Annotated in this window: 15 protein-coding genes and 2 pseudogenes; 11 read left to right on the plus strand and 6 right to left on the minus strand. The window is 57.8% G+C overall.

All coding sequences use genetic code 11. From position 1 onward, the window contains the following. Positions 1 to 5: 5 nt before the first annotated feature. From N8E89_RS10095 to N8E89_RS10130, 7 genes and pseudogenes are all read left to right on the plus strand, one after another. Positions 6 to 329: a YbaB/EbfC family nucleoid-associated protein gene (locus N8E89_RS10095; protein ID WP_106664546.1), complete on the plus strand. Its 324-nt coding sequence runs from the start codon at positions 6 to 8 to the stop codon at positions 327 to 329. A gap of 457 nt (positions 330 to 786) precedes the next feature. Further along, positions 787 to 1,380, plus strand: a complete 594-nt coding sequence (recR, locus tag N8E89_RS10100; RefSeq protein WP_262261878.1) for a recombination mediator RecR — start codon at positions 787 to 789, stop codon at positions 1,378 to 1,380. A 54-nt stretch (positions 1,381 to 1,434) separates the two neighbouring features. Next, positions 1,435 to 2,646, plus strand: coding sequence for a lytic murein transglycosylase (locus N8E89_RS10105; protein WP_106664543.1), 1,212 nt, complete (start codon positions 1,435 to 1,437; stop codon positions 2,644 to 2,646). A 68-nt stretch (positions 2,647 to 2,714) separates the two neighbouring features. Continuing rightward, positions 2,715 to 4,274, plus strand: coding sequence for a dihydroxy-acid dehydratase (gene ilvD, locus N8E89_RS10110; RefSeq protein ID WP_262259817.1), 1,560 nt, complete (start codon positions 2,715 to 2,717; stop codon positions 4,272 to 4,274). Between the two features lie 310 nt (positions 4,275 to 4,584). Then, positions 4,585 to 5,136, plus strand: coding sequence for a MaoC family dehydratase (locus N8E89_RS10120; RefSeq protein ID WP_106664541.1), 552 nt, complete (start codon positions 4,585 to 4,587; stop codon positions 5,134 to 5,136). Continuing rightward, positions 5,136 to 6,299, plus strand: coding sequence for a CaiB/BaiF CoA transferase family protein (locus N8E89_RS10125; protein WP_106664540.1), 1,164 nt, complete (start codon positions 5,136 to 5,138; stop codon positions 6,297 to 6,299). Before N8E89_RS10120 ends, N8E89_RS10125 begins: the two co-directional genes overlap by 1 nt. Continuing rightward, a pseudogene (locus N8E89_RS10130) lies at positions 6,299 to 7,436 on the plus strand (extracellular solute-binding protein). Before N8E89_RS10125 ends, N8E89_RS10130 begins: the two are co-directional and overlap by 1 nt. A gap of 269 nt (positions 7,437 to 7,705) precedes the next feature. On the opposite strand, the gene N8E89_RS10135 reads toward N8E89_RS10130, so the two are convergent. After that, positions 7,706 to 7,972, minus strand: a complete 267-nt coding sequence (locus N8E89_RS10135; RefSeq protein WP_106664539.1) for a hypothetical protein — start codon at positions 7,970 to 7,972, stop codon at positions 7,706 to 7,708. 216 nt (positions 7,973 to 8,188) lie between these two features. Then, positions 8,189 to 9,118 carry a transglutaminase-like domain-containing protein gene (locus N8E89_RS10140; protein WP_106664537.1) on the minus strand — a complete coding sequence of 310 codons (930 nt, stop codon included), beginning with the start codon at positions 9,116 to 9,118 and terminating at the stop codon, positions 8,189 to 8,191. 268 nt (positions 9,119 to 9,386) lie between these two features. Between N8E89_RS10140 and N8E89_RS10145 the strand changes: the two genes are divergently transcribed. The 4 genes from N8E89_RS10145 (at position 9,387) to N8E89_RS10160 (ending at position 12,060) form a co-directional block, all read left to right on the plus strand. Further along, positions 9,387 to 9,578 (plus strand): hypothetical protein, encoded by a 192-nt coding sequence (locus tag N8E89_RS10145; RefSeq protein ID WP_106664536.1) that lies wholly within the window; start codon positions 9,387 to 9,389, stop codon positions 9,576 to 9,578. 51 nt (positions 9,579 to 9,629) lie between these two features. Beyond that, the gene (locus tag N8E89_RS10150) at positions 9,630 to 9,788 is read left to right on the plus strand and encodes a hypothetical protein (RefSeq protein ID WP_162707224.1); all 159 of its coding nucleotides are present in this window, start codon (positions 9,630 to 9,632) and stop codon (positions 9,786 to 9,788) included. Between the two features lie 111 nt (positions 9,789 to 9,899). Further along, positions 9,900 to 11,279 (plus strand): FAD-containing oxidoreductase, encoded by a 1,380-nt coding sequence (locus N8E89_RS10155; protein WP_106664612.1) that lies wholly within the window; start codon positions 9,900 to 9,902, stop codon positions 11,277 to 11,279. Between the two features lie 169 nt (positions 11,280 to 11,448). Continuing rightward, complete coding sequence (locus N8E89_RS10160; protein ID WP_245448783.1) at positions 11,449 to 12,060, plus strand: invasion associated locus B family protein; 612 nt, start codon at positions 11,449 to 11,451, stop codon at positions 12,058 to 12,060. A gap of 51 nt (positions 12,061 to 12,111) precedes the next feature. On the opposite strand, the gene N8E89_RS10165 is transcribed toward N8E89_RS10160, so the two are convergent. The 4 genes and pseudogenes from N8E89_RS10165 to N8E89_RS10180 all read right to left on the minus strand — a co-directional run bounded on the left by N8E89_RS10165 (position 12,112) and on the right by N8E89_RS10180 (position 16,385). Further along, entirely contained in the window at positions 12,112 to 13,665 is a 1,554-nt protein-coding gene (locus tag N8E89_RS10165) for a DHA2 family efflux MFS transporter permease subunit (RefSeq protein WP_106664534.1), read from the minus strand. Next, positions 13,658 to 14,872, minus strand: a complete 1,215-nt coding sequence (locus tag N8E89_RS10170) for an HlyD family secretion protein (RefSeq protein ID WP_106664533.1) — start codon at positions 14,870 to 14,872, stop codon at positions 13,658 to 13,660. The genes N8E89_RS10165 and N8E89_RS10170 overlap by 8 nt, the downstream gene beginning before the upstream one ends. After that, positions 14,809 to 15,329 (minus strand): annotated as a pseudogene (locus N8E89_RS10175) (MarR family winged helix-turn-helix transcriptional regulator). Before N8E89_RS10175 ends, N8E89_RS10170 begins: the two are co-directional and overlap by 64 nt. A gap of 144 nt (positions 15,330 to 15,473) precedes the next feature. Further along, a complete protein-coding gene (locus N8E89_RS10180) occupies positions 15,474 to 16,385 on the minus strand; it encodes a bifunctional helix-turn-helix transcriptional regulator/GNAT family N-acetyltransferase (protein ID WP_106664531.1) in 912 nt (303 codons plus the stop codon). Between the last annotated feature and the right edge of the window lie 16 nt (positions 16,386 to 16,401).

Here is a 16,401-nt window from a genome sequence, read left to right on the forward strand (position 1 = left end):
TTCCCATGCGTGACATTATGGGCATGATGAAACAGGCCAAGGAAATGCAGGCCAAGATGGCGGCCATGCAGGAAGAGATTTCTGCATTGGAAGCGGAAGGCCAGGCAGGCGGCGGCCTCGTCACAGTGAAGCTTTCCGGCAAGGGCGCGCTGACGGCGCTGACGATCGATCCGTCGCTGTTCAAGGAAGATGATATCGAGGTCATCGAAGACCTGATCATCGCTGCGCACAATGAAGCCAAGGCAAAAGTCGAGGCGATCATGGCCGAGAAGACGCAGGCGCTGACTGCTGGTTTGCCCATACCGCCCGGTTTCAAGCTACCGTTTTGACACTTGGGCGGCAACCAGAAGTTTGTTGGAAAGGCCGCCCAACTCGTTTATATTATGCTTGGAGTGGGGAACGAGCTTTCGCTCGTCCCCCTTTCCTCGTTATATGAAATGAACCCGGATCATCAGCTGCCAGCCGGTCCGGGTTCTTTTTCATAATGAGAGCAACGCTAAACGGAAATCTCCGCATAGTTTCACCTCCAAGTTTGAGCAAAGGCTGATGCCGCAGTTGGAGAAGCCCATCTTCTCCAATGCACCGGCTGGCACGATGCTGCTGCTTTTCCCTCAAACTCATGCGCTTTTTGCGCCTGCTCAATCAATATCCGGCCTGTGAAATGGGACAACCAATCCAGGATTGTGTTTCTTTGAGCATTTTGATTGCAGTCAGTTGAGGCTTTGCAGCGCTCTCCGATTCCCTAAAACCGCAAATTGCTTTAAACCGGCGACATGTCGAAGCGAGATCGCCGGTCCCGAAATTGAACGCCTGATCCAGCTCCTGGCGAAAGTGCCGGGGCTCGGGCCGCGTTCCGCCCGCCGGGCAGCCCTGTATCTGATCAAGAAGAAGGAAGCGCTGCTGATTCCACTGGGTTCGGCCATGCAGGATGCTGCGGACAAAGTGCGGATTTGCAGCACGTGCGGCAATGTCGATACATCCGATCCCTGCATGATCTGCACCGATCCGCGCCGCGAACGGGCGGCGCTCATCGTCGTCGAGGATGTCTCCGATCTCTGGGCGCTGGAGCGTGCCGGGTCGATGAATGTGCGTTACCACGTTCTGGGCGGACGGCTGTCGCCGCTCGACGGTATCGGCCCAGACGATCTCAATATCATGACGCTCGTGGGACGGGTCGCGGAAGGCGAGATCAAGGAAGTGATCCTGGCGGTCAACGCGACGGTCGAGGGCCAGACGACGGCGCATTACATCACCGATCAGCTTGCCGGGCTGGATGTTCGCATCACGAGGCTCGCCCATGGCGTTCCCGTTGGCGGTGAACTCGATTATCTCGACGAAGGAACATTGACGGCGGCATTGCGCGCCCGAACGACACTCTAGGAGGACATCTTGATCCAACGTCCATTGAGATATGCCCTTGGGGCGGTGGCAGGGATGTTGCTCGCTGTTGATGCAAGCGCAGGGTTGGCGGCGTCAAAGCCCGAAATCGAGGCCCAATTTCAAACATGGCTTGCCAATGACCTTTGGCCAGAAGCCAGGGCGAAGGGCGTTTCCAAGCCAACCTTCGATCAGGCGTTCACCGGCGTGACGCTGAACTTCGACCTGCCGGATCTGGTCATGCCGGGTGAAAAGCCGCAAACGCCACAGAAACAGGTGCAGTCCGAATTCGGCTCGCCCGGCAAGTATTTCAACGACAAGACGGTGAACGCGGTCACCTCGGGCGGAAAGGCGCGAGCCGGGCAATATGCGCGGATACTGAAGGCGGTAGAGAACAAGTATGGCGTTCCAGGCGAAATAGCCCTTGCCATCTGGGGCCGCGAAAGCGGTTATGGCAGCGTCAAGATTCCCTACAATGCTTTTACGGTGCTTGGCACCAAAGCGTTCATGGCAACGCGCAAGGATATGTTCCGCGAGGAGCTGGTGGCGGCACTGGAGATTGTCCAGAAGGGCTATATCGGCGCCGGCAGCATGAAGAGCTCCTGGGCCGGGGCGCTTGGCCAGCCGCAATTCATGCCGAGTTCCTACATCGAGCACGCGGTAGATTTCGACGGCGATGGCAAGCGGGACATCTGGAATTCGGTGCCGGACACGCTGGGTTCAATCGCACATTACCTCGCACAGTATGGCTGGCAGCGCGGCCGCGATTGGGGCTACGAGGTCAACGTTCCGGCCAGCGTCAGCTGTGCGCTCGAGGGACCGGACCAAGGCAAACCGTTCGCGGCATGGGAAAAGCTTGGCATCGCCCGCGTCAACGGCAAGCCGTTCCCGTCCAGCGAAGCAAAGCGCGAAGGTTTCCTGGTGATGCCGGCGGGGCGGCACGGCCCAGCGTTCATCGTCACGAAGAATTTCTACGTGCTCAAGGAATACAATATGAGTGATCTCTATGCGCTGTTCATCGGCCATGCCGGAGATCGTATAGCGAACGGTGCGACGGGTTTCTCCACAGGCTGGGGCGATGTCGGAGGCCTGTATCGCTCGGACATTGCCGGTCTGCAAAAAGTGCTCGAGAAGAAGGGCTATGATGCCGGCGGGGCGGATGGCTTCCCGGGCTTCAAGACGCGCCGCTCGATCGGTGACTGGCAGTTCAAGCAGGGAATGGCCCCGACCTGCTTTCCCGACAAGAGCCTGATCAAGGCTATTCGCTGAAGATTCTCTTTCGCACTTATCTGGAAAAGCTCTAAAACTATTCTTGTATCGAGAATGGGAGCCGAGCCATGCCAGCCAACGAGCGATCGAAACACATTACCCAGGGCGTCGCACGGTCGCCTAATCGTGCCATGTACTATGCGCTGGGCTATGAGAAGGCTGATTTCGACAAGCCTATGATCGGCATTGCCAACGGCCATTCGACGATCACACCCTGCAATGCGGGGCTGCAGCCTTTGGCCGATGCTGCTGTCGCTGCGATAAAAGCGGCGGGCGGCAACCCGCAAATCTTCGGCACGCCCACCATTTCCGATGGCATGGCGATGGGCACCGAGGGCATGAAATATTCGCTGATCTCGCGCGAAGTGATCGCTGACTGCATCGAGACCTGCGTCAACGGCCAATGGATGGACGGCGTTCTTGTCATCGGCGGTTGCGACAAAAACATGCCAGGCGGAATGATCGCGATGGCCCGCACCAATGTTCCCTCTATTTATGTTTACGGCGGAACCATCAAGCCCGGCAATTGGAAGGGCAAGGATCTGTCGATTGTTTCCTCCTTTGAGGCAGTCGGCTCTTTTATGGCCGGGAAGATGAGCGAGGAGGACTTCGAAGGCATCGAGCGCCACGCCTGTCCATCGACCGGCTCTTGTGGTGGCATGTATACGGCCAACACGATGAGTTCGGCTTTCGAGGCGCTCGGCATGTCGCTGCTGTCATCGTCGACCATGGCCAATCCCGATGCGGAAAAAGTAGACAGTACAGAACAATCCGCGCGCGTTCTGGTTGAAGCCGTGCGCAGAAATATCCGCCCGCGCGATATCATCACACGCAAATCCATTGAAAATGCCGTGGCGCTGATCATGGCGACGGGCGGTTCCACCAATGGCGTGCTGCATTTCCTTGCCATCGCCCATGCGGCGGAAGTGGAATGGACGCTCGAAGACTTTGAGCGGGTGCGCCGCAAGGTGCCGGTGATCTGTAATCTCAGGCCGTCCGGCCAGTATATGGCGGTCGATCTGCACAAGGTCGGCGGCATTCCGCAGGTCCTCAAAATCCTGTTGAATGCAGGTCTCCTGCACGGCGACTGCCCTACCATCACGGGACGCACGCTTGCCGAGGAACTGGTGCATATCCCGGATGCACCGCCGGCCGATCAGAATGTCATACGGCCCATCGACAGGGCGCTCTACAAGCAGGGGCATCTGGCGATCCTCAAGGGCAATCTTGCGACGGGCGGCGCAGTGGCCAAGATCACAGGGTTGAAAAACCCCGTCATCCAGGGACCCGCACGCGTCTTTGACGACGAGCAGTCAGCCATGGACGCGATCCTTTCCGACAAGATCCGGCCGGGAGATGTGGTGGTGCTGCGTTATCTTGGCCCGAAAGGTGGCCCGGGCATGCCGGAAATGCTGGCGCCAACTTCAGCGATTATCGGCCGGGGCCTTGGCGAAAGTGTCGGACTGATCACGGACGGGCGCTTTTCCGGTGGAACCTGGGGCATGGTCGTCGGCCATGTCACCCCGGAGGCTTTTGAAGGCGGCACCATTGCGCTGGTCCAGGAAGGCGACACGATCACTATCGACGCCCATAAGCAATTGCTGCAACTTCGAGGTTGGCGAGGCTGAAATAGAAGCACGCCGCGCTCAGTGGAAGCAGCCGCCGCCGCGGTACACGCGCGGTGTGCTGGCCAAATTCGCCAAGCTGGCTAAGTCGGCGAGCGAAGGAGCGGTGACGGACTAGGACAAGTTCCCACCAACAGAAACCGCTTTGCTTCCCGGCCGGCTAGTCGATCTACGTGGCGCGAGGGGCGATATCCATTCAACAGTCTTGTCATTTGTACCCATATGTGAAAAAGATATTCACAAGAGAAGATATGGGAGGGTGACAGATGCCATCAGGGGTGCGCGTTCGTCCGGCTGACGGGAACATGCCACGATGACGGCCTTTGCACCGACAGTCGGTGTTTCAACTACCCATCCGATGGACATGCCGGCCGATCATGCCGCATTGCCGGTGTGGAATGCCGAAAACTGGTTCTACGAGGACTGGCCGGCCGGGCAGAAAATCCGCTCGCTGCGCCGGACGATCTCGGAGAGCGACAGCCACCTCTTCAACATGCTGGTCACGGATATCCACCCATACGTGCAGGACCAGATGTTTGCCGAGAGCGATGGCATTTTTGGCAAACGGCTGATTGCAGGGGCGTTCGTGTTTTCCGCCGGGCTTGGCCTGGTGGCGACGAATTGCGTCAACGCCTTTTCCTACGGTTATGACAAGTTGCGCTTCATAAAGCCAGTCTTCCTCAACGATACGATCTACACCATCCGCACCAATCTGGATAAGCGACCGCGCTACAAGGAACTGGGCCTGATCCGTGCCAGCTACGAAGTGTTCAAGAATGAGGGCGAACTCGTCCTCTACTGCGAACATTTGCAAACGGTGAAATACAACAACCCCGCCGATTTCATTGGAAAGACCGAGAAATAATGACTGCCGAGACCACTGAATTACCTCTGACGGGCCTGCTTGTCGTCGATATGAGCCAGTTCCTGTCTGGCCCCTATGCTTCGCTGCGGCTGATGGATCTCGGTGCCCGCGTCATCAAGATCGAGCGTCCGGATGGTGGCGACCTCTCCCGCCGGCTTTATCTCAGCGATACGGAAATCGGCGGCGATTCCACGATTTTCCATGCGATCAACCGCGCCAAGGAAAGTCTGGCCATAGACCTCAAGAGCGCGGCCGATGTCGCGTCGTTAAAATCGCTGCTCGCCAGGGCCGATGTGCTGATTCAGAATTTCCGCCCCGGTGTGATCGAGCGGCTTGGCCTCGGCTATGAGACTGTTAAGGCGATCAATCCCCAGCTCGTCTATGCCAGCATCAGCGGGTATGGCGAAGAGGGCCCTTGGGTGTCGCGGCCGGGTCAGGACCTTTTGGCGCAATCGCGCTCCGGCCTCATGTGGCTCAATGGCGATGAGAGCCAGGGACCGGTGCCCTTCGGCCTTGCCGTCGGCGATATGCTGGCGGGAGCCGCGACGGTGCAGGGTATCCTCGCCGCGCTGGTGCGCCGTGGCATCAGCGGCAAGGGCAGTCATATCGAAACCAGTCTCATGGAATCGCTGATCGATTTCCAGTTCGAGGTGCTGACCACACATTTGAACGATGGCCGCCGCCTGCCGAAGCGGTCGGATTTCCGCAGTGCGCACGCCTACCTTTCTGCCCCTTATGGAGTTTACCAGACAAGGGACGGCTACCTGGCACTCGCGATGACCCCATTGTCGAAACTGGCAGATCTTCTGGAACTTGAAGAACTTGCTCCCTATCGCGATGAGCCTGCTTCATGGTTCACGCAACGCGACGAAATCAAGCGCATCATCGCAGCCAGGCTGGCAACGGAAACGACCGGCCATTGGCTCTCGATCCTTGAACCTGCCGATATCTGGTGCGCCAAGGTGTTGAATTGGGAGGAACTCCTGCAGAGCGAAGGCTTCAAGGTTCTCGACATGCTGCAGAAAGTGGAGCGGGACGATAACGTTTCCATCCTCACCACGCGCTCGCCCATCCGGGTCAATGGCCAGCGTGCAAAGTTTGATCGTGCCGCGCCGCGTATCGGTGAACATAGCGAGGCTATCCGCAAGGAGTTCGCGCTGTGATTGAAATAAAGTTGAAAGGCATGACGTGGAACCATCCGCGCGGCTACGATCCCATGGTTGCCTGCTCCAGGCTATGGGAAGAGCAAACGGGTGTCGGCATCGAATGGGAAAAACGTTCACTGCAGGATTTTGAATCGTTTCCGGTCGAAGAGCTGGCGCGGGAGTATGACCTGATCGTCATCGATCATCCGCATGTCGGCCAGATTACGGCGGAAAGCTGCCTTGCCCCGCTTGACGTTCCTGGACGTCAAGCAGATCGCGGCAGCTCTGGTCAAAGGCAGCGTCGGGCAGTCTTATCAGAGTTATCGCTGGCAAGGCCGGCAATGGGCATTTCCTGTTGATACTGCGGCTCAAGTCGCTGCGTGGCGACCGGATTTGCTGGCAAAACCCCCTGTCGCATGGAACGGCGCCTTGACCCTCGCACGGGAGGGAAAAGTTCTTCTGCCGCTTCGGCCGCCGCATACGCTGATGAGCTTTTACACCCTCAGCGCCAATATGGGATCACCCTGTGCCGCAGCGAAGCTCGGGGATTTGATCTGTCCCGAGAACGGCGCAAGAACATTTGACATGATGCGTGAGATTGTTTCGCTGATCGACCCGGCCTGTTTTGGCATGGATCCGATCGCAGTCCTGGAAAAGATGTCCGCTGCGGGTTCGACCATCGCCTATTCGCCTTTGATTTACGGCTATGTCAACTACGCGATCGAGGGGTTCCGTCCCGGCCGTATAGCCTTTGCCGACATACCGGCGGCGGGCACGAATGGCCCCGTTGGTTCGGCGCTGGGAGGCACCGGTATCGCCATATCCGCCTTCTCACCAAATCGGGACGCGGCGGTGGATTTCGCCTACTGGATAGCAAGCGGGAAGGTACAGCGCGGTCCCTATGCTTCTGCCGGCGGTCAACCTGGCCATGCTGATGCCTGGGAGGATGAAAAGGTCAATTCGGAAACGGCGGATTTTTATTTTGCGGCGCGCAAGACGCTGGAGGGCTCATGGATGCGTCCGCGCCACAATGGGTACATGGCATTTCAGCAGGCCGCTTCAGACCGTCTCAATACGGGGCTCCTGAAAAACCACGAAGCAAGAAACGTCATTGACGATCTGAACAGGCTGTTCCGCCAGAGTTTTGCCGGCTGACCTAGGATGAATGGCGCATTTGGCTGGCGCGGCCATATCTGCCCGGGCACACACCATAGCCGCTTTGACAACTCGCTGGGTTCGGAGTTGAAATTTCGCTTCTGCGCGGCGACCAGCTCGCATAGGTTGACCCGCAAGCGGTCAGCAAGAGGCTGCTCAAAAGCGTTGCGAAAGTAATAAATTTCATTCCCCGACCTCAGCTGCACGACAATTCCTGCAGTCTGATGTGCCGTAAAAGCGATTGAAAGTCAAAGTGCAGCGGTGCCGGTTTACGCGTAGCGCTTTTCTGGTTCACCCTGGCTCCCGCTCACGGCGGGATGAGAATTGATGGCGGTAATCACAGCAAGCGCCGCGAGGGAATTGACGTCCCTGTTGCCGCGATTGAATGCTGTCATCACTGTTTCGGCAATGATTTTCGCTTCTTCGTCCGTGCTTGACTTCACCACGAGCGTCGCCGCCGCCTTATCGTAGGCAGCTTGCATCACATTCCAGTCATCCTGGGAGTAGGTCGGATTAGGAGGATTGTCGAAAGGCATGGAATTGTTCCTTTCTCTCTCATTGAACTCCAGCGACGCAAGAATCGTAACGCGCCAATTGTGGCATGGCAAATTGAAAAGAATTCATCCGGATTTGAAAGGGCTTACCGCACTGCAGCACCCGTCCGTTACGCTTGAAATATGGCAAAGTGGAACCGATGAAATAAGCCGGCTTCCTACCGCGTGAACCGTTGAAGATGGCGGGCCAGATACTGACTAATGCGGGGACGGCTCGGCCTCGCTCCTTTCCCTTATGTGACGCGAAAGGCGCGACCATCGCGGGCTGAACCATGGCGTGATCAGCGATACTTTCTCGAAGCGCTGACTGGCAAAGGAAGGGTCGTGTTCCTCAAAGGTCCAGACCTTGAAATTCGTCAGCTCATGGGGGCCGAACGTATGGATCAACGGGATATCAGCGGCGTCCCGCCCGCGCGCCACGACAATCCGGCCGATGCGCCGTTGATTGTGGCGTGCGTCGAATGTGTGCCATTTACCCCCGAGGAACACTTCGAACCAGGCGTTGAAATCCATCGGTGCCGGGTCGGGCGGAACCCCGATATCGCCCAGATAGCCATTGACATAGCGCGCGGGAATATTCATGCATCGGCAGAATGCAACTGCAAGATGCGTGAAATCCCTGCAAACGCCGGCGCGCTCCTCGTGCGCCTGCATGGCAGTGCGTGTCGCCCGCGCAAAACCATAGCTGAATGTCAGGCGCTGATTCACGTAATCGCAGATCGCTTGAACTCTGCCCCAGCCCGGTTTGATATGGCCGAACAGGTTCCATGCAAGGTTGCTCAGCTCGTCGGTTTCGCAGTAGCGGCTGGCCGAAAGATAAGTAAGGCATTCAACGGGCACCTTGTCCACGCTTACTTCCGCCGCGTCCTCGTCGACGGGGTCGGGCCTGCCATCATCATTGACGACGGCATCGTATTTCAATGACAGATTGCCGGCGGGCGCTACCAAACGCAGACAGCGATTGCCGAAAAGATCGCGAAATGTTTCCAGCCGCACGTCCGGTGTAGCCGTGGGACCCCGCTCGCACTGAATATCCGGTATCCGCGCCGATTCCAGATTGAGATAAGTGTTCATAGGGGTTGGTTCATTGCATCTGATGGCAATTTCGTAGCCGACGCGGATCAACATAGGTATCCCTCCCAACTTTTGAGGAAAACGCAGTGACCCAGTTCAGGTTCCACACCCGGAATTTATAAATGAGGTAACGCCCCGCTGATGCGCAAGTGCGGTTCAGTCGCCGGTCACGTCGGTAATCTTCAGTATTTGTTGACCATACCCCCATACAATTTGAAACGAAAGACCCTATGCCGCGTTGCGGCTTGAGTGGGTGATCCGGGAGACGCGTGACGCGAGAACAGCGAGTTTTTTCCTCGCTTTAGAATCGATTGGAAAGATCATGGCAGCAAAACCCGTGGCTTCGCGCCACCCCATGGCGAGTGTCGTCCGCGATCAGGTTCTGCGACCGGAATTCCAGCAAGCGATGAAAAGCGCCAACCCAATACCAGCCGCAAAAAACGTTCCAAAGCGCTTTCTTGACCTGCTGGACCGTCTCGACGCCGCGGAGGCACGCAAGAAAAAGGGCGATTGAGGCGTCTCGCGCTCAGTTTTGTCGATGTATGAGATCGGCCTGAAAATCAGGATGAGCGAGCCGGCTGGACTTTGCATGGTTGACAATACTGCCAAAGGACAAAGCAAAGGCGAGGAAAATAAAAAACACAATGCCAAGACGCTGAACAAGCATGACAGATACCCCGTGGAACGCTGCGATGATATACGTCTTGACCTGAACGCTGCCTGAACCTGACATTCACTCGATATTTCGAAAGATTACCAATTCCTTGTTTTCATGCCCTGATCTATGCTGGGAGGCGCGCCATTCCAAGCAATCAGCAAGCGGGGCGGAACGACCATGAACAAGGCTTTCGACGCAATCATCATCGGGGCGGGACAGGCTGGGCCATCCCTTGCCGGGCGGCTGACGGCCGCTGGCATGAAGGTCCTCATCGTCGAGCGCAATCTGTTCGGCGGCACTTGCGTCAATACGGGGTGCATGCCGACGAAGACCCTCGTCGCCAGTGCCTACGCGGCCCATCTTGCGCGGCGTGGAGGTGATTACGGTGTCACCATCGACTCGCCCGTCCGTATCGACATGAAGCGCGTAAAGCAGCGGGCAGCTACCGTGTCCGCGAACTCGCGTGGCGGTGTCGAAAAATGGCTGCGCGGCATGACGGATTGTACCGTCATCAAGGGGCATGCCCGCTTCACCGGGCCGCACGAAATCGACATCGATGGCCAGGCTTTCACGGCCCCGCGCATCTTCATCAATGCCGGCGGCCGCGCAAATGTTCCCGACATGCCGGGCGTAAAGGATGTCGATTTCCTGACCAACACGTCGATCCTGGCGCTGGATACCTTGCCCAGACATCTGGTCGTGGTTGGCGGCAGCTATATCGGGCTCGAATTCGCGCAGATGTACCGGCGCTTCGGCGCAGAGGTGACCGTGGTCGAAAAGGGGTCACGGCTCGTTGCGCGCGAAGACGAAGATGTTTCAGTTGCGATCAAGGATATTCTGGAAGCCGAGGGAATTTCATGCCGGCTCGACGCGGAATGCATCTCCTTCAAACGGCATGCGGATGGCACGCAAGTCAATCTCGATTGCAGTACAGGTTCACGCAATGCTGTCGGCTCGCACGTGCTGCTGGCGATCGGAAGGCGGCCCAACACCGATGATCTCGGCCTCGACAGGGCCGGCATCAAGCTCGATGAACGCGGTTATGTCGAGGTCAACGACCAGCTTGAAACGAATGTCACGGGCGTGTGGGCGCTTGGCGACTGCAATGGACGCGGCGCCTTCACTCATACGGCCTATAATGATTTCGAGATCGTCGCGGCGAACCTTCTCGATGGCGAAGACCGCAAGGTCAGTGATCGCATTCCTGGCTACGCGCTCTATATCGACCCGCCGCTGGGACGCGCGGGAATGAGCGAGACGCAAGCCCGCAAGACGGGAAGGGCGCTGCTGGTTTCCAAACGTCCGATGACCCGTGTTGGCCGCGCAGTGGAGAAAGACGAAACCCAAGGATTCATGAAGGTCGTCGTGGACGCCGAAACCAAGAAGATTCTCGGCGCGGCCATATTGGGCACCGGCGGCGACGAGGCCATCCATGGCATACTTGACATAATGAACGCCGATGTCGGCTATTCGACCTTGAAATGGGCTGTGCCTATTCACCCGACCGTCTCCGAGTTGATCCCGACGCTGCTCGGTGACCTCAGCGAGCCGAACTGACGTGTAGGCGGTTGATTGACGCCAATGTCATATCGACTGTAAACCGCTCATTATTGCCCAACGGGAGTTTGTTGCCATCTGAGTTCGTTGTTTTTTGCCAATTGCTTGCGGCTTTTCCGCCGCAACGTGCGCTCCGCTTTATTGAATTTATTGTGAATGTGAGATTGATATGTTCAGAGATTTTAGCCTCGCCATGGGCACAATTGCTATTTTTTGCGCCACGGGAACTGCCTGTGCCCAGCAAGCGCCATCTGCGGCAGCTGCTCCCCCTCAGCCTCAGCAGGCAAGCGAGCCTCAGGTACGGTCGGTCCAGTATCAGGATTGGTTCTACCGCTGCGTGGACATGAAGGCAGCGGACGGCACGATTGTCCCGAATTGTGAAGTGGCGCAGGTGGCGCAAGTCAAGCAAGGCGACACGGACGTCAACGTGCTGACTTTGGCCATTGCCCCAACGGCCCTCGACCCCGTTAAGAAAGACAAGAAGCAGGCGCCAGATCTTCTGCTGACAGCGCTCGTCCCCCTCAACATTTTCCTCCCATCGGGATTTCTGATTGAAGCGGATGGCAGTTCCATCACTGAAATCAGTTACCGCAATTGCAATGAAGCCGGCTGTTGGGCCCAGCAGAAGCTGGATGCAAAAGTGGTCGGTGCCTTGCAGAAGGGGACGAGCGGCGGCGCCCGCCTTCGGCTTATGAATGGGCAGAATATCAACATCAAGTTTTCGCTGAAAGGTCTGACTGACGCGCTGATCGCGCTGCAAAAGCCCATGATCTCCCAGTAGCCGGGGCCTTGGTCATGGCTTCGTACATCGTTTGTGCATTGGCACTTCGGCTTATTCCATGACGGCACTGTGTTCCGCAGGCGCGGCGTTCGGCGCGGGTCTGCGCAGCAGCAGAACCAGCGGGATAGACACGATCGACATGATCATCAACAGCTTGAAGTCGTCCATATAAGCAATGATCGTCGCCTGCGTCGTGATCATCCCATCCAGTGCCGCGCGACCTGCGGCCTTCAGCGGGTCGAGATGCTGCATCACAGCCGGAGCATTGAACGCGTGATTGAAGGGCGTGACATAGGCGGCGATCGACGCATGATTGGACTGCACGTTCTCGGTGATCAATGCGGTAACGACAGCAATGCCGACACTTGAGCCAATGTTGCGGGAGAGATTGTAGAGGCCTGTACCTTCGCCGCGCATATGCGCAGGCAGCGTAGCAAAGGCGATAGTGGTCAATGGCACGAAGAGGAAGCCAAGACCGGCACCTTGGACAAAACCGACCGAGACAATCGTCCATTGCGACACGTCCGGCGTCCAGCCGGTCATGTCATACATGGCCCACGCGGTCAGGCTGAAGCCGAAGATCAGCAAGGCGCGGGTGTCGATCTTGCCGATCATCCGCCCGACAATGAACATCGAGGCCATCGTCCCGATGCCGCGCGGCCCCATGACGATACCGGCCGTAATAACCGGGTAATCCATCAGGGTCTGCAGATAGGGTGTCATCAGGGCAAGCGAGGCGAGATAGGTCACGCCGATGACGAAGATGAAGAACATGCTGACGGAGAAATTGCGGTCAAGGAACAGGCGCGGATTGACGAAGGATTTCGTCGCCGTGAAGGTGTGTACGAGGAACAGATAGAACGCACCTGCGCAGATCAGGGCCTCGATCTGGATCTCGGTTGACGAAAACCAATCCAACTGTTCGCCGCGGTCGAGGAAAAGCTGCAGCGTCGCAATGGCAAGGCTCAACGTACCGAAGCCGAACCAGTCGAGTTTGGCGCTCGCCTCGCGCGTCGTTTCCGAGACGAAGGCTACAATACCGAAAAAGGCCAGCATGCCGATTGGAACATTGATGTAGAACACCCACCGCCAGCTGATGTTATCGGTAAGCCACCCGCCGATGACCGGGCCTAAAACCGGTCCGACCATCACCGAAACGCCGAACAGCGCCATGGCCTTGCCGCGCTCCTCCACCGAGTAGATGTCGAGGAGGATACCCTGAGACAGCGGCACCAGCGAGGCGCCGAACAGGCCTTGCATTAGCCGGAAGACCACGATCTGCGGCAGGGACTGGGCAAGTCCGCATAGAACCGAGGCAGCGACAAAGCCGACAATGGCAGTGAGCAGCACATTCTTGCGGCCGAAGCGTGCTGCAAGGAAGCCGGAGGGCGGCGTCATGATCGCAGCGGCGACGATGTAAGAGGTCAGGACCCAATTGATCTGATCGGCGCTCGCCGAGACGCTGCCCTGAATGTATGGCAGCGCCACATTGGCAATCGTCGTGTCGAGCGCCTGCATGATCACCGCCAGGATCACGCAGGCGGTGATAGCGCCGCGATTGACAATAGCCGGCGCGGCGCTTGGGACGGCAGCAGTGCTAGACATGATCCTTGCGACCGAATAGCCCGAGCAGGTCTTCAGCAAACTCGGGCAAGCCGCGGGCGTGGCCGGTGTCGACACCCACAGTGACGCTCATGCCGACGCGCAGAGGAGGCTTGCCTGCCATGTCGTCGATGCTGACCAGCATGGGGATGCGCTGAACCACCTTGACCCAGTTGCCCGTCGTGTTCTGCGCCGGCAACAGCGAGAAGCTGGAGCCGGAGGCGGGACTGATGCTGGCAACTGTGCCCTTCCACTGCACCCCCGGATAGGTGTCGACGCTGATTGCGACCGGCTGACCCTGGTGGACATAGGTGAGCTCGGTCTCTTTCGGGCTCGCGGCGATCCACATATGCGTGGTGGAAACGAGGCTGAAGCCCGACTGCGATGCCTGGAGATAGGCGCCAACCTGCAACGCGCTGACATTGGTGACAATGCCGTCGAACGGCGCGCGGACAATGGTCCGGTCAAGATTGTGCTGGGCATTGTCGACGGCCGATTGTGCCTGAAGAAATGATGGGTTCTGCTCGACGGGTTGGCCGGCATTCCCGCCAAGCTGCGCCAAAGTCGCGGCTGCTTCCGCCTTGGCGACGTCGACTTTCTGCTGTGCCGCGTCCAGATCGTGCTTGGCCTGATCGTAGGTCGCTTTCGAGGCAAACGAGTTGGCGTTCAGATCCTGCTGGCGTTGCAGTGACTTCTGGAAGAATGGGATGTCGGCTTCCGCCTGCGTGATTTCCGCGAGCGACTGTTTGTAGCTGGCTTCGAGATTGAGGATCTGGTTGCGCACGACGCCAAGCTGTGCCTGGGCACCGGCGACGGCGATGCTGTAGACGGAGGGGTCGAGGCGGAACAGCACTTGGCCCTGCTTGACCTTTTCGTTGTCGTGCACTTCGATCGACTGGACAATACCGGATACATCGGTGGAGACGCCGACAATATCCGCTTGGACATAGGCATTGTCGGTAGACATGACCTGCCCGCCGGTCGCGTAGATATAGCCGCCCGCAATCAGAACCACCGGAAGCAGTGCAAAAAGGATCGGGCGCTTGAGATTGCGGGGGCGTGCCGGCGCGGCAGCCGCCACAGGCGCCGTTTCCGCGGCGCCGTTCGGCGGAGACGGCGTTTCGGGCGCCGTGTTGCGCTTTTCCATCACCAGGTCGTTGGCTTCATCCGGCTTGGCGGGGATGCGTAAGGAAGGTGAACCATCAGCCATGATTTTTTCTCTTTGTCCTCGACCGGCGTTTGGCAAGCGCCGATCAAATTTGTCTTCATAAGGGTCAGGGTGCGGACAAGGTGTTCGCGATCGTCGTCCGAAATATCCGCAAGGGCTTCGGCGCGTGTCGATTCTCCTATCACGCGGATGGAATCGAGCAGCGGACGGGTTTCCTCCCGCAGGAACAGCAGCCAGATACGGCGGTCGGTCGGATGCCGCCGGCGCTCGACCAAGCCCCGTTCCTCCAGCTTGTCCAGAATGCGAACAAGCGTAATCGGTTCGATTTCGAGGATTTCCGCAAGACCGGCCTGATGGATTCCTCATTCTTCGAAAGATAGGCCAGCGTTTGCCACTGCGACCGGGTCAGCCCCAGGCATTTCGCGCGCTGCTCGAATCGCTTGCGCAACAGCCGGGCGACGTCGTGCAGCAGAAAGCCAAGGGTCGGTGCATTATTCATGATGAGAAGGATGCTATTCATAAGGGAGCTTATAACGACCGTGCATATAGCAGGCGTGCTGGGTATAAAAAAGGCGTCAGCTTGCCTCAACTGCAAAAAAAGCCATGCTACGCATTCAATATATCGTGAAAACCGGTGGTTTCGTTAGAGGTCGAGGATCCAGGTTTGACCCTTGAGATCATGCCCGAACGAATGATGCTCCTCCTCGTCGACGAGCTGAAATCCGGTAGTCTGGTAGATGTGCCGCGCCGATGTGAGTATGTCATTCGTCCATAGCGTAATCTGGCGATAACCGAGCTCTCGTGCGCGCTCCACGCACTTGTTCACGAGTTCCCGCCCGATGCCAAGACCACGGGCGCCTGGCTCTACATAAAGCAGCCTCAACCTGGCGACGGCCGGGTCGCCGGTCTTCATGAGAAACACGGATCCGGCTATCGAGCCTCCATGATCGGCAACCCAGCCATCTTCGCGCTTGGGATCAAAATTGGCGACGAATTTTGCAAAGATATCGCAAACGAGCCCCTCGTACGTCCAGTCCCAACCATATTCCTCATGGTAGAGAACAGCCTGCCGGTGTGTAATCCACCCAAGATCGCCGGGCCGGAGATCGCGATAGGTCACAATATTCTGTTGCTTATCGCCGTCGAGAATGCCGTGGATCTCGCGCATGGATGCGATCAATTGCTGGCGTGCGTCGTGGCCCAGCGGTGTCAGCAGCTTCTCTATTTGTAACTGCGAGCCCCGGTCCAGAACGGCAAAGGCCTGGCGTCCCACCGGCGTAAGTGAAATGAGCCGGTGCTTTCCATGTTCAGGACTCGCTCGACCGCTGACCAGATCGCGCTTGGCGAACCGTGCCAAGATCCTGCTGAGATGAGCTTTATCCATTCCCAGATTGCGGCCGATATCAGCCGCCGTTTGCTCACCATTCTTTGCAAGCTCGTACAGGACACGGGCCTCTGCCAAGGTGTAGTCGCTCGCGAGCAAGTGCTTGTCGAGCAGACCGATTTCCTTGGTGAAGAATCGATTGAATCTACGGAATTCCTCAACAGCGTTCATGGCGAGACCCTATGTT

The sequence above is a fragment of the Phyllobacterium sp. A18/5-2 genome, from assembly GCF_025452215.1.
GTDB lineage: Bacteria > Pseudomonadota > Alphaproteobacteria > Rhizobiales > Rhizobiaceae > Phyllobacterium > Phyllobacterium sophorae.